12 protein-coding genes are annotated in these 13974 nt (G+C 62.5%); 7 read left to right on the top strand and 5 right to left on the bottom strand.

Features of this window, described 5'->3' with window-relative positions:
* Positions 1-120: 120 nt before the first annotated feature.
* Positions 121-2493 carry an ATP-binding protein gene (locus tag VF629_RS01750; RefSeq protein WP_331056720.1) on the bottom strand — a complete coding sequence of 791 codons (2373 nt, stop codon included), beginning with the start codon at positions 2491-2493 and terminating at the stop codon, positions 121-123.
* 3 nt (positions 2494-2496) lie between these two features.
* Positions 2497-4650 (bottom strand): sensor histidine kinase, encoded by a 2154-nt coding sequence (locus tag VF629_RS01745; RefSeq protein ID WP_331056719.1) that lies wholly within the window; start codon positions 4648-4650, stop codon positions 2497-2499.
* 294 nt (positions 4651-4944) lie between these two features.
* On the opposite strand from VF629_RS01745, the gene prfA reads away from it, so the two are divergent.
* Together prfA and VF629_RS01735 are read left to right on the top strand one after the other, a co-directional pair.
* A complete protein-coding gene (gene prfA / locus VF629_RS01740; protein WP_331056718.1) occupies positions 4945-6018 on the top strand; it encodes a peptide chain release factor 1 in 1074 nt (357 codons plus the stop codon).
* 262 nt (positions 6019-6280) lie between these two features.
* Complete coding sequence (locus VF629_RS01735) at positions 6281-7837, top strand: hypothetical protein (protein ID WP_331056717.1); 1557 nt, start codon at positions 6281-6283, stop codon at positions 7835-7837.
* Positions 7838-7862: 25 nt separating this feature from the next.
* Here VF629_RS01735 and VF629_RS01730 read toward each other — a convergent pair whose 3' ends face one another.
* Both VF629_RS01730 and gpmI read right to left on the bottom strand, forming a co-directional pair.
* Positions 7863-8453, bottom strand: a complete 591-nt coding sequence (locus VF629_RS01730; RefSeq protein WP_331056716.1) for a hypothetical protein — start codon at positions 8451-8453, stop codon at positions 7863-7865.
* 64 nt (positions 8454-8517) lie between these two features.
* Positions 8518-10068, bottom strand: coding sequence for a 2,3-bisphosphoglycerate-independent phosphoglycerate mutase (gpmI, locus tag VF629_RS01725; protein ID WP_331056715.1), 1551 nt, complete (start codon positions 10066-10068; stop codon positions 8518-8520).
* A 195-nt stretch (positions 10069-10263) separates the two neighbouring features.
* Between gpmI and VF629_RS01720 the strand changes: the two genes are divergently transcribed.
* The 5 genes from VF629_RS01720 to VF629_RS01700 all read left to right on the top strand — a co-directional run bounded on the left by VF629_RS01720 (position 10264) and on the right by VF629_RS01700 (position 13724).
* Positions 10264-10665, top strand: a complete 402-nt coding sequence (locus VF629_RS01720; protein ID WP_331056714.1) for a DUF4783 domain-containing protein — start codon at positions 10264-10266, stop codon at positions 10663-10665.
* 114 nt (positions 10666-10779) lie between these two features.
* On the top strand, positions 10780-11640 hold the full coding sequence (gene nadC, locus VF629_RS01715; protein WP_414653841.1) for a carboxylating nicotinate-nucleotide diphosphorylase: 861 nt from the start codon (positions 10780-10782) through the stop codon (positions 11638-11640).
* A gap of 89 nt (positions 11641-11729) precedes the next feature.
* Entirely contained in the window at positions 11730-12353 is a 624-nt protein-coding gene (locus VF629_RS01710; protein ID WP_331056712.1) for a hypothetical protein, read from the top strand.
* 83 nt (positions 12354-12436) lie between these two features.
* On the top strand, positions 12437-12802 hold the full coding sequence (locus tag VF629_RS01705; RefSeq protein ID WP_331056711.1) for a hypothetical protein: 366 nt from the start codon (positions 12437-12439) through the stop codon (positions 12800-12802).
* A gap of 172 nt (positions 12803-12974) precedes the next feature.
* Positions 12975-13724, top strand: coding sequence for a ZIP family metal transporter (locus tag VF629_RS01700; protein WP_331056710.1), 750 nt, complete (start codon positions 12975-12977; stop codon positions 13722-13724).
* A 122-nt stretch (positions 13725-13846) separates the two neighbouring features.
* On the opposite strand, the gene VF629_RS25730 is transcribed toward VF629_RS01700, so the two are convergent.
* On the bottom strand, positions 13847-13974 hold a 128-nt coding region (locus VF629_RS25730), incomplete at its 5' end, for an integrase core domain-containing protein (protein WP_414653840.1).

Here is a 13974-nt window from a genome sequence, read left to right as displayed (position 1 = left end):
GCCGAGTTGAGCGAAGGGACCATAGCCGCCAAGCAGGACCGTGAGCTGGTTAAGCAAAACGTTAGCGGCGGCTCACGTAGCGAATAGGCGCTCGGCATGACTGCCTGTTCGGTTGGGTGCTCAGGACGAGAGGACGTTGGGCAACTTGAGGGAAAAAGTGGTGCCTTGTCCTTCCTGGCTTTCCACGGTGAGCGTGCCGCCGTGGCCTTGGGTCACGATGTCGTGGCTCAGCGACAGGCCCAGCCCGGTGCCTTCGCCCGTGGGCTTGGTCGTGAAGAAGGGCTGGAAGATTTTCTGCTTGACGCCGTCGGGGATGCCCGTGCCGTTGTCCGTCACCCGGATGGCCACGTGCCCGTTCACCCGCTGCGTCGACACGCTCACGGTGGGCGCGTAGCCCGCCTCACCGGCCCGCTGGCGCTGGCGCACGGCGTAAAAGGCGTTGCCGAACAGGTTGAGCAGCACCCGGCCCAGGTCGGCCCCCACGGCCTCGACCAGCGGCAAGTCGGGCGCCAAATCCGTTTTCAGCTCTGCATTAAAGCTCTTGTCCTTGGCGCGGAGGCCCTGGTAGGTCAGGCGCAGGTACTCTTGGCACAAGGCGTTGAGGTCGGTGGGCTGGCGCTCGCCGGTGCTGGGGCTGCTGTGCTCCAGCATGCCCCGCACGATGCCCGCCGCCCGTTTGCCGTGCTCCGTAATCTTGGTCAAATTGCTGCGCAAGTCGCCCAGCAGCTCCGTTTCCAGGGCCGGGTCGCGTTCCGGACGGGCTTGCTCCTCGGCCAGCTCGTCGAGCAGCTCGGCGCTCACCTCCGAGAAGTTGTTGACGAAGTTGAGCGGGTTCTGAATTTCGTGCGCGATTCCGGCCGTGAGTTCGCCTAGGCTGGCCATCTTCTCCTTCTGGATGAGCTGGGCCTGCGTGGTGCGCAGCTCCGTGAGCGAAGTATCAAGCTGGTCACGCTGCACTTGCAACTCCCCTTTTTGGGCCGTGACGGCTTCGTTGAGGCGGTTGAGGGCCGCGTTGGCCCGCTGCTTTTGGCGGTTGGCGCGCCAGAGCACGAAGCCCAGCCCGGCCAACAACCCCAGTACCACCAGCACGCCGCCCAGCACCCAACGCTGGCGCCGCGCCCGGGCGGCGGCTTGTGCCTGCTCGGCGCGCAGGCCGGCAATGCGCGTGGCTTGGGCGCGGTCAGCTTGGGTGAGTTCGTACTGGGCCACGCGGGTAGCGGCTTGGGCCGTATTGAGCGTGTCGGTCAGGCTCAGCGCGGCCAGGGCATACGGTGTAGCGCGAGCGGGCTGGCCGCGCTGCTGGTAGAAGCGAGCCAGGGCCTGCAGGTAGGCCAAGCGCAACGGCGTCTGGTGTTCCTGCTGGGCTTGGCGGTAGGCCGTTTGCCAGGCTGCCTCCGCGCGGGAGTAGTCGCCTGTGGCCGCGTAGTACCCTGCCCAGGTGGCATTTAATTCGCAGCTCCCCCTACTTGAAAACAGAGGTAGTTGCAGCGAATCAACCAGATGCTGGGCGTGCTGCAGCAAGGGGCGCGCCTCAGCCGCCCGACCCAAGGCCAGCAGCACAGCACTTTGCTGTACTAGGCCCACGGCTTTCTCACTAGCTGCCACCGTGTCGCTCGGCGTGCGGGGGCGTAGCGCCAGAGTTGTGTAACGCAGGGCCAGCGCGTAGCGCCCTTGCCGCTGGTAGATGCTGGCAATGCTGCGGTTTAGGAATGCCCAGCTACCAGTTCTGACGCCCCGCCAGCTAGCCGCCTGTTGCAAATAGGGCAAGGCGCGGGCACTGTTGCCCCAATCGGCGTACTGAGCCCCAATCACGCCAATCTCATTGTAGTGCCAAAAATTGGAGAAGTTGCGGTACAGTTCAGTTGCCCGCAGCCGGTAGCTAATACCTTGGTTGTAGTCGCCCTGCGAGCCGTAATAGCCACCCAGGACGCGGTAACACGTGGCCACGTTCTCCACCGGCCCGTGCTGCTGGTAGTAAGCCAGCTTTTGCTGGAAGTACACCCGCTTTGCTTCCGGCTGTTGCAAATGGTCGTAGATAGTTCGAACGCTCGCAAGCAGCAAGGGCTGCGGGGCGGGCCCCAGGGCATCGTAGTAGTTCACAACAGCCTGTGCGTTATCAAGCAAGGCTGACAGATTCAGGGGTTTCGTGGCTGCTAGTTTGTCACCTGCCAAAATCAGGTGCAACGCTTCCTCTTCGGGGTAGTGCAGCCGGGCGGCCAAAGCCAGGGCATCCTGGTCTTCCGCCTCCGTCGTGCTCGTTATGTGCAGCAGGTGCTCAATAGTTTGCAGGCGCAGCGAGTCCACGCGCTGCCTAGCGAGCACGCGCCGCAACGAATCGGGCCGCGCGTCCCAGTAGCGGTGGTCGAAGCGGATGGCGCGCAGCCGGCGCTGGAACTGGGCCTTGTCGGCCGGGCTAGGCTGGGCCCGTACCGCCGGACCCAACAGCAACAGCAACACCAGGCTGCAAAAGAGGCGGAGTAGAAATGCGCGCATTGACTAAACGGGGGAAGTGGGTAAGCAAATGGTAAAGGCGGTGCCCTCGCCCACCGCGCTTTCCACGGTGAGGGTGCCGCCGTGGCCTTGGGCAATGATGTCGTGGCTCAAGGACAAACCCAGTCCTGTGCCCTCGCCGGTGGGCTTGGTGGTGAAAAAGGGTTGGAAAATCTTGGCCTGCACCGCGGCCGACATGCCCGTGCCGTTGTCCGTCACCCGGATGGCCACGTGCCCGTTCACCCGCTGGGTCGACACGCTCACGGTGGGCGCGTAGCCCGCCTCACCGGCCCGTTGGCGCTGGCGCACGGCGTAGAACGCGTTGCCGAACAGATTGAGCAGCACCCGGCCCACGTCGGCCCCCACGATGTTCACCGGGGCCGGCTCTGGCGCAAAATCCGTGTGCAGCGCGGCGTTGAAAGTCTTGTCGTTGGCGCGCAGGCCCTGATAGGCCAGGCGCAGGTACTCGTCGGCCAGGCGGTTGACGTCCGTGGGCGTCCGCTCGCCGGCACTCGTGCGCGAGTGTTCGAGCATGCCGCGGACGATGGCCGCGGCGCGGCGCCCGTGCTCGGTGATTTTGCCCAGGTTCTGCCGCACGTCCACCGCCAGGGCCGCGACCTCTTCCGCGTCGCCGGCGGCCTGGGCTTCTTCAAGCTCGCTCATCAGTTCGCTCGATACCTCCGAGAAGTTGTTGACGAAGTTGAGCGGGTTCTGAATCTCGTGCGCGATGCCAGCCGTGAGCTCGCCCAGGCTAGCCATCTTTTCTTTCTGTATCAGTTGGGCCTGGGTGGCGCGCAAGTCGGTCAGGGAGCGTTGCAGCTCGCCGGTGCGCTGCTGCACCTGCTGCTCCAAGGTCTCGTTCTGGGCGGCCAGCAGGGCTTGCTTTTCCTGTTCCTGGGCTATGGTTTGAGTCGAAAGCCGTTCTACTTCGCCCAACTTGACCAGCAGCAACTCGGAATCAAGGGCAAACTCGCGGGCTAGAAATAAGGAGATGCCCAGCGCCGGAAATACGACACTGGACAACAGCATCAGGTCTCCCGTCACGCCCGGCGGCCGTATCCCCGCTACCCGCAGCCCGATGTAGCCCAGCATCAGCAGCAGCCCGGCGGCGAAACCGCCGGCGATGAGGCCCGCCCCGCGCCGGCGCCGGCGCAGGGCCTGCCCCGTCAGGCGCAGCTCCTCGGCCAGCACCAGCACCCCAAAAACCAGCAGCGGGTACAGGTACCAGCGCGATACCAGCGTCGTGAGCTGGGCCAGCAGCAGTACGCCCCCGCTCAGCAGCAGGCCCGCCCACACCCGGCCGGGCCGGAAGCTGAACAGCGCATACACGGCCCGCACGAACCACAGAAGCCCCCCCCACAGCAACCCAAATTGCACAACCCAAACGGCCAGGGCCCATTGCCACGACGGCAGCAAGGCAGTAAAAGCACCGCCGTAGGTCGTGCACCCGAAGGATAAGCTCAGGGCCAGGGCGTAACGGGCAAAATAGCGGTTGGCCCGCTGCGTGGGGTTGTAGAGGTAGAAGGTGTAATGCAATAGGGCCAGCAGTAGAAACACCGCGGCCATCACCCAATAGAGCGCGGTCGCAGTCGCCCGTTCGGCCTCCCCCTGTTGCTGCTGCGGCCCGGTAAGCAGCCGCATAGAAAGCCGTGGCCCCGGCGGCACCCCCAGCAGCCAGCGCGGCGGCTGCCAGGGTCGGTAGCGCACGGCCAGCACCTGCACGGCCGGCCCCTGGGCGGGCACTTCCAGCAGGCCAGGGGCCTGGCCCAGGCCCCGCACCCGGTTGCGGCGGGTGCTGTCGGTCAGCAGCCGGCCGTTGAGGTACACGTCGGCCGTGCCCAACCGGTAAAGCTGGAACACGAGCGCCCGCTGGCGCAGGCTGTCGGCGAGCCGGAAGCGCCGCCGCAGCCAGTACACCTCTGCTTGGGTGGCTCGCGGCAAGGGGCCGTCGAGTTGGGCTAGGTTGAGGGTGTCCCAGGCGCTGGCATCGAAGCCGGGTTGGGCCCAGGCCGGGTTGTCGCCGGCCCGCACGCGCCAGGCTTTGCCAAACAGCAAGCGCGTGCTTTTGACCAGCGGAGCTAGCGTGTCGGGGGTTTGGGCAGTGGCCCCAACAGCTGGAATCAGCAGCCACAGGCTCAGAAGCAGTACAGTGTAGCGCATAGGCAGCAAGCGGCACCACGCAGAGAGCTACTTCCCGCGGCTGGAATTAATTATAGCTAAAATTGAATTTCTCCAGCAAGCTACTGCAAAACACGGCAGCTTTTGCCTTTATGTTGAGAAACATAGGCTACCGTGGGTGCGTCGTCTCTGCCGGTCAGCCAGCGGTGTAGGGCACAAAGGGCGCTGGCTCGCGTGTCTTGCTGCCTGACCCTTGCTCCGAAGGAACGTCTGGCCTACATAGCGGTGTTTAGATTCAGTATCTTTGCAGACTACTGACTAAATACCGAACACCCGATGCTAGATAAATTAGAAGCCATCAGCCAACGTTACGAAAACGTCAACGAGGAATTGATGCAGCCCGACGTTATGTCGGACTTAAAACGCTACAAGGCACTCAACAAAGAATATAAGGATTTGGGCAAGATTGTGGCCGAGTACCGCAAGTATCAAAGCGTGCTCAGCAACATTGAAAACGCCCGCGCGGTGGTTTCCACCGAGAAAGACGAAGACTTCCGCCAGATGGCCAAGGACGAGCTCGACGAGCTGCAGCCCGAGCAGGAGCGCCTCGAAGAAGTCATCAAAGACCTGCTGCTGCCCAAGGACCCCAACGACTCGAAAGACGTCATCATGGAAATCCGGGCCGGCGCGGGCGGCGACGAAGCGGCCATTTTTGCCGGCGACTTGCAACGCATGTACATGCGCTTTGCTGAAAAGCAGGGCTGGAAAATGGAGCTCATCGACGCCATGGAAGGCACGGCGGGCGGCTACAAGGAAATCATTGTGGGCGTGCGCGGCGAGGACGTGTACGGCAAGCTCAAATTTGAGAGCGGCGTGCACCGCGTGCAGCGCGTGCCGGCCACCGAAACCCAGGGCCGCATCCACACCAGCGTGGCTTCGGTGGTGGTGATTCCGGAAGCCGAAGAGTTCGATATCGAACTCAACATGAGCGACATTCGCAAGGACTATTTCTGCTCCAGCGGCCCCGGCGGCCAGTCTGTAAACACGACCTATTCGGCCGTGCGCCTCACCCACTTGCCCTCGGGCCTCGTGGCCCAGTGCCAGGACCAGAAGTCGCAGCTCAAGAACTTCGACAAAGCCCTGGCCGTGCTGCGCTCCCGCGTGTACGAGATGGAGTTGGCCAAGAAGAACGAAGCCGACGGCCTGGTGCGCAAAAGCATGATTGGCGGCGGCGACCGTTCCGACAAAATCCGGACCTACAACTACCCCCAGGGCCGCGTGACCGACCACCGCATCGGCTACACGGTGTACAACCTGGCCAGCGTGATGGAAGGCAACGTGGACGACTTTGTGGAGCAGCTCCGCATCGCCGAAAGCGCCGAGCGCCTGCAGGAAGGCGTGACGAAGTAAAAAGTAGGACCAGCACACTCCCCTCCTTGCCAAGGAGGGGAGTTTTTGCGCAGCAAAAACGGGGGTGGTTGTGGGCGTTGAACGATGGACGAACGGTTCTCAGGGTCAACATTCCCCAACCCCGCACGGCGGAGCACAAGCACACTTTTTCGTTCCGGCGGTCGTTCCGGCTTCGTTCAACGTTCACAACCACCCCAGCGGCCGCTTTGCGCCGCGTCCCCTCCCTTGGTAAGGAGGGGAGTTGACCGCCTCTCGCTACCTTATGCGTCACCTCTTCCCGCTGTTCATCGTTCTCAGTTGTTTGCTCACCTTCCTGCCCGGCTGCGAGCCCAAGGAAGACATGGTGCAAACATCGGGCAGCTTGGAATTAGCGGCCGACACGGTGCTTTTTGACACGGTGTTCACCACCATCAAAACCGTGACGAAACGCCTGTGGGTGTACAACCGCAACGCGGGCGCCGTAAAAACCGACGTGAGCCTGGGCGGCACCGCGGGCAGCACGTATTCGTTGGTCATCAACGGCGACGCGGGCCCTGCCGTGGGCGGCGTGACCATTCGGGGCAAAGACAGCCTGCTGGTGCTGGTGCGCGCCGTGCTCGGCGACAACGGCCAGGCCACAACGCCCAAGCAGTTCATTGTGACCGATGAAGTCCGCTTCCGCACCAACGGCAACGAGCAGAGCGCCAAGCTGGTGGCTTATGGGCAAAACGCCTACTTCCACCGCGCCGATATCATCAGTGCCAACACCACTTGGCGCACCGATAAGCCGCACGTCATTTTCAATGCCAGCAAGGTGCTTCGCGGTCAAACGGCGCCTTCCACCTTCGGCGTGCTGGTTGAGCCCCAGGCAACGCTCACCATCCCGAGTGGCGCCCGCATCTACTCCCACGCTGGCGCCCTCCTACTGGTAGGCGGGCGGCTGCTGGTAGGCCAGAACTTCTTGCCCGGCACCGGCCCGACAGATACGGTGAAAGCCACCAACCCCAACATTGTGCGCTTTCAGGGCGACCGGTTGGAGCCGTTCTACGCAGATATACCAGGCCAGTGGGGCGGCATTGTGTTCACGGCCGGGAGCAGCGGCAACCGCATTCGCTACGCCGAAATCAAGAACGCCACATTTGGCACACTGCTTTTCAACCCCGAGGGTGACCCCAACGCGCGCCCCAACCTGAGGCTCGAAAACACGGTCATTAAGAACATATCGGGTTCCAATATATCCTTCGCTAATGCCACGGCTAGCGCCGGCGGTGGGGTCATCAGCTACTCGGGCGACGTCACGGCCACCAACTGCCTGTTCACGAACTGCGGTGAGTACGCTGTGGTGGGCGTGGGCGGCGGCGTGTACGATTTCAACTTTTGCACGGTGGCCAATTTCACGCCTTCTTTCCGCCGCGAAACCTCCTCGTTCAGCTTCACCAACGAGAAAGCAACCGACGAGCGGGTGAAGCTGTTCACCGACATCCGCATTCGCAATTCCATCGTGTGGGGCTCGTTCGACGACGAGCTGTTCTTTAAAAACTACACGGGCACGGCGGCCGATTACAAGGTCGTCATCACCAACTCCTTGCTGCGAACCAAGGAATACGCCACCACGCCCTCGGTAATAGGGGGCGCGAGCGCCAACAACCTGGTCAACGAGGACCCTTTATTTAAGCGCACGTCGCTGGTCAGCAGTCGCCCCGACTATAGCCTGCAACTCACTTCGCCGTCGGCAGTCCGTCGGAGTGTGGCCGCGGGGCCTCCCCCGCATTTACCGGATTTGTTGAACCTGCAACGCCTCGCGCAGCCGAGCATGGGTGCCTACGAGTTCAAGCCATAGAGCAACGGCTACCCACGCTGCTCCCCTACTCCACCTGCCCGCTGGCAGCGTAGCGCAGGGTGTCAAAGAGCACCAGTTTCTGGGTACCCACTACCTCGTAGCGGCGCAGCTTGCCGTCCTGCAGCTGAAACCGCAGTTGCTTTTGCGCTGAAAACAGCGGGTTGTCCTGCACGATGGTTGCGGCCACTTCCTGCGCCACCGCGCCTTGCTGCACCACGGTCAGGCGGGCCACGGGCGCATTGGGCTGCCCGGGCAGCCGGGTGTAGGTCCGGCGCAAAAGCCCATTGGGCATCGGCATCGAGTCGACGCGGTAGGCGCCTCGCAGCGCGGCTTTGTTGATGTCGGCCTGAAAGAAGATTTGCAGCTCATCGTTCCACTTCACAGCGGGCACGCGCACCGTTTCCAGAGCGCCACCGCGCAGGCTAACCTGCTTGGTCACAGCAGCCCGGCGTTGGGCCAACTGCTCCACCTGCTGCGTCAGCAAGCCCTTCACATCGAAGTACAGCGGGCGCCGGTTTGGCGCGGCTGCCGGCGCGGAGTCGCCACAGCCGGCCAGCGTCCACACCGCTACCAGTCCTATTAGGAACGAGTACCCCGAAATTTCATTTCGGCCCATGGAAACGTATTGACGGGCCGAAATGAAATTTCGGGGTACAAGGCTTACTGGCCTGGCCTTGCGCTTACGCATTCGGTACAGTTGCAACGCTGCGACGCAACAAGCTCTGACCCGTCATTTCCACGGGTTGGGGCAAGCCCATCAATTCGAGAATCGTGGGAGCCAGGTCCCCGAGCTTGCCGTCGGCCAGGGTGCCCACGTAATCGGGGTCAGCCAGGATGCAGGGCACCAGGTTGGTGGTGTGCGCGGTGTTGGGCGAACCGTCGGCGTTGCGCATGAACTCGGCGTTGCCGTGGTCGGCGATGATGATGCTGGCGTAGCCGTTGGCCAGGGCCGTTTCCACCACGGCCTGGGCGCAGGCGTCGGTGGTTTCCACGGCCTTCACCACGGCTTCAAACACCCCGGTGTGGCCCACCATGTCGGGGTTGGCAAAGTTGAGCACGATAAAGTCGGCCGACTTGGCTTGCAACTCTGGGATGAGGGCGTCGCGCAGGTCAGCGGCGCTCATTTCGGGCTGTAGGTCGTAAGTCGCCACTTTGGGCGAGGCCCGCAGGATGCGCTTTTCGCCTTCAAACTCCGTCTCGCGGCCGCCCGAGAAGAAGAACGTGACGTGCGGGTACTTCTCGGTTTCGGCAATGCGAATCTGGGTTTTGCCGTGCGCGGCCAGCACTTGGCCCAACGTATTGTCCAGGTTGTCCTTCTCGAACACCGGCGTCACGCCCACAAACGTGTCGTCGTAGTTGGTCAGGGTGAGGTAGTGCAGGTTGAGGCGCTGCATCTGGAAGGCGTGCATGTCCTGCTGGGTCAGCACCTCCGTGATTTCGCGGCCGCGGTCGGTGCGGAAGTTGAAGCACAGCACCACGTCGCCCTCCTGAATGGTGGCCAGGGGCTGGCCGTCGCCGCCCGTTTTCACGATGGGTTTCAGAAATTCATCCGTTACCCCTTCTTTATACTGCTCCTGAATGGTTTGAATCAGGTTTTGCGACGGCGTGCCGATGCCGTGGGTGAGCAAGTCGTAGGCCACCTTCACGCGCTCCCAGCGGCGGTCGCGGTCCATGGCGTAGTAGCGGCCCACCACCGAGGCGATTTTGGCGCCGCTCCGTTCCAGCGACTGCTCCAGCTCGTTGAGGTAGCGCACGCCGCTTTTGGGGTCGGTGTCGCGGCCGTCGGTGAAGGCATGCACGTACACGCGTCGCACGCCCGCTTCGTAGGCAATGGTGCACAGGGCTTTCACGTGGTCGATGTGCGAGTGCACGCCGCCGTCGCTCAGCAAGCCGATGAGGTGCAGGGGCTTATCGTTGGCCACGGCGTATTCAAACGCTTTCACCAAAGCCGGCATCTGGCCCAGCTTCCGCTCCCGGATGGACTTGCCGATGCGCACCAGCTCTTGGTTGACCACCCGGCCAGCGCCGATGTTCATGTGGCCCACCTCCGAATTGCCCATCTGGCCTTCGGGCAGGCCCACGGCCTCGCCCGACGCTTGCAGCCTGCTATGCGGAAAACGCTGCAACAGCGCGTGATAGAATGGCGTATTGGCTGCATCCACCGCCGAAACCGCCGAATTCTGCGCAATTCCCCATCCGTCCAGAATCACCAACAAAACCTGTTTATTCATGGCGTAAAGATACGGGTGCCTCGCCTTCAGGTTGGAATTATCTACCTTCGCGGGCTATTTCCTGTTGCCTCTTGCCCAACGTTGCGGCCACTTGGCCGTTAACTTGGTTTACGGATTGTTTAACAGTCCCTTTCACTTACTGGCACCATTTTCGCTTTCAACCCGCCGCGCATGACGCACTTATTACTCCGATAAATGAAACGTTATTTGATTAGGACGCTATTTTTAGGATGGCTATTCCTCTTTGGTGCCGGCGCCGCCCAGGCGCAGGCCGACAACCTGGCGCCGGTGCGCAGCGCCATTCGCAACGGTTCGTCCCGCGAGCTGTCGCAGTACCTGGCCTCTACCGTAGAGATTGGCTTCGACGGCGATAAAAAAACCTACAATTCCACGCAGGCCGAAATCGTCGTGAAAGACTTTTTTGGCAAGAATGCGCCGAGCAGCTTTGAGTTTATTCACCAGGGCGAGAGCCGCGAGCACATTCAGTACGCCATTGGCCGCTATACCGGCGCCAGCGGCACCTACCGGGTGTTCGTCAAGCTGAAGCCCTCCCGCGGGGCGCCCGAGATTGACACCATGGATTTTACTAAAGAATAATCTGTAGTCCCAACCTTTCCAGGTTGGGGCTTTTTTTATGTCGCCGCACGGGCGGTTCTTCTGGCAGTTCGTTTTTATCCGCAAAGGCAGGGGGCGTACCTTTGCGCCGTGCAAATCCCCCAAGCTTCCTACCTCACGCCCGAGGCGCTGGCTACCTTCATCCGCACGGCGCTGGCCGAGGATGTGGGCGACGGCGACCATTCGGCCCTGTCGTCCATCCCGGCCGACGCCCACAACCGCGCCCACCTGCTGGTAAAGGGCGAAGGCCTGCTGGCCGGCGCGGCCCTGGCCCCGCTCATCTTCCACGCCGTGGATTCGGCCCTGACCCTCACGCCGCTGCTCGCCGACGGCACGCCGGTAAAACACGGCGACATCGCCTTCACGGTGGAAGGGCCCGCGCGCAGCATTCTCACGGCCGAGCGGCTGGTGCTCAACTGCATGCAGCGCATGAGCGGCATCGCCACCTACACGGCGCACCTCAACACGCTGCTGGCCGGCACCAAGGCCAAACTGCTCGACACCCGCAAAACCACGCCCAACTTCCGCCTGTGCGAGAAGTGGGCCGTGCTCATTGGCGGCGGCGTGAACCACCGCTACGGGCTCTTCGACATGATTATCCTGAAGGATAACCACGTGGACTATGCCGGCGGCGTGGCCCAGGCCATTGCCGCCTCGCGCGCCTACCTGGCCCAAACCGGCCGCCAGATGCCCATCGAAATCGAAACCCGGACCTTGGCCGAAGTGCAGCAGGCGCTGGACGCTGGCTGCATAGCCCGCATCATGCTCGACAACATGCCCCCCGAGCAGCTGCGCGAAGCCGTGGCGCTCATCGACGGCCGTTTCCCCACGGAAGCCAGCGGCGGCATCACGGAGCAAACCATTGCCAGCGTGGCCCGCACCGGCGTCGACTACATCTCGGTGGGCGCCCTCACCCACTCCGTAAAAAGCCTCGATTTGAGCTTGAAAGCGTATTAAACTAGTTGTCAGTCATTGGTTGTTAGTTGTCAGGAAACACCGATGACACCAACAGCAGGAACCTGACAACTAACACCTGACAACCAACCATGAACCAACCCAACCAACGCGGCGGAGGCGGCGGCTTCCGCCAGGCCCAGCAGGCTTCGCCGCTGGCCATTCGCACCAAGAAATCGCAACTCACTACCGACGCCTACACCCGCATGGTGATGGGCGAAGTGTGGAAGAAAGACTGGGTGTACGCCCTGATTCCGTTTGCCCTGGGCCTGCTGCCCGCCATTTTTGCGCCCTCGTGGTGGTGGCTGGTGCTGGCCGTGGTGCTCACGGTGCTGTTTGTGCTGTTCCGCTCGGCCCAGGTGACCGGCGTGACGCAGATGGAGCAGAGCAAGCCCTTGTTTGAGCGCATGAGCTTCGAGATGGACCAGAAGCAGCTCTTGCTGCGCGTGGGCCCCGAAAAAGCCATGCAGCTGACCTGGGACATGATAGGCCGCGCCCGTCGCGACCCCGACGCCTACCTGCTCTACCTCAAGCCGGGCACCCCGCCGGAAGGCCTGGCGGCGTGGCGCCTGTGGCTGGCGCGCACGTTCGACGTGCCGGTGTTTTTACATTTGCCCCAGCGCATCTTCAATTCGCCCAACGATGTGAAGTTGTTCGAGGCCCTGCTGCGGCGCAAAAACCTGTTGCCGGCCGAGGCCGGCGCCACAACCGTGTAAGGCTCGCCGCCGTTTTGGGAGGCCGGGCCGCGCTGCGCGGCCCACGTTATCTCGTCTTTTCTTACCCTGCTAATTTTACCCCGATGAAATTGACCCACACCCTGTTGCTGGCCGCGGCTGCCGCTTCTCTGGCCCTGTCGTCTTGCAGCAGCGAGCCCTCCGACTGGCGGCCCGACGACAAAGTATCGCTCGACATGATTGCGCCCGGCACGCGGCCGTCCGACAATTTCGACCAGAACACCGTGTACGCCCCCAACCAGGCCAAGGGCGGCGCCATCACCAAGCCCATCAGCTCGGCAGCTGATTTGGACCAGCGCCCCAAGCCGTCGGCCGAGTCGGCCATTACGGCCAACGCCGAGGAAGGCCTGCGCAAGCGCGGCAAGATGAACGACGCCGGCAAGTCCAGCCAGGCCGACACCACGGCGGACGGCCACGAGGTACAGCGCTAAGCGGCTGGCCACGTCGCCGCAACGTCTTTTCGAGTAGCCGCGCTGCTCACCGGTTAACGGGAGCAAGCCGGCCGCTTTCTTTGAATGAAGAACGAAGAATGAGGAATGAAGAACGAGCCCTCGGGCCCGATTCATTCCTCATTCTTCATTCTTCATTCTTCATTTTTCTCTGATGGGGTTTGCTATTTTTTTGCTGCTGCTCACGGTGCTCGGCGCCGGCGCGGCGGCGGCGCGGGTGCCCGTGGCGCGGGGCAGCCAGTGGCTGAAGCCGCTACTGGCTTTTAGCGGGGCGTACTTGTTCACGCTCACCGTCACGCACATTCTGCCCGAAGCCCTGCAAATGCTCCCCGAGCACCCCACGCGCGTGGGCTACTGGGTGCTGGCCGGCTTTTTTGGCCAGCTGCTGCTGGAAGTGCTTTCGCAGGGCGTAGAGCACGGCCACGTGCACCACGAACCGGCGCACGGCCCGCACGACGCGGGCGCCCGGGTTCCCTTCCTGCTGTTGGGCGCCTTGGTGGTGCACTCGTTTTTGGAAGGCAGCATCTTGGTGCATACCCCCGAGGTGGGCCACATGAGCCAGAACTTCTACGCCATAGTGGTGGGCGTGGCCCTGCACCACATGCCGGCGGCGTTTGCGCTGGCCACGCTGCTGCGGCTGCGGTTTGGCAGCTTCAACCGGGTGTGGCCCTGGCTGCTGGTGTTTGCGCTGGCCTCGCCGGTGGGCATCCTCGTGAGCAACTACGTGGCGCTGGAACAGCTGCTGAGCGGCGGCCTCTACGCCACGCTGCTGGGGCTCGTGGCGGGCAACTTCCTGCACGTTTCCACCACCATCCTCTTCGAAACCAGCCCCGAGCACCGGCTGAATTGGCCCAAGCTGGGGGCTACGCTGGCGGGGCTGCTGCTGGCGCTGGCGGTAGCGTAGGAAGTTGACAGGCAGCGTTGGAAATCGATAGCGGTATGAAGAGAATGGATTCCACATACTGCAAGAAGTCGTTTGCAGTATGTATAAGAGCGTAAAGCTCATATAAATTTGAGGTGGTCTAGTTACGCTGGACAGTTTAGGGCACTAAGTTGAAGAAGCTGTTGGTGAGGGTGATAGGGCGTCTGGTAGTCGATGCTGGAATGCAGCCGTTCGTGATTGTAGTAATCAAAATACTCGGCGACGCTGCGTT

It is taken from the genome of Hymenobacter sp., from assembly GCF_036388155.1.
In the GTDB taxonomy this organism is placed as follows: Bacteria; Bacteroidota; Bacteroidia; order Cytophagales; family Hymenobacteraceae; genus Hymenobacter.
Note: the sequence above shows the minus strand (reverse complement) of the source record. Positions and strands in the feature narration are given on the sequence as shown.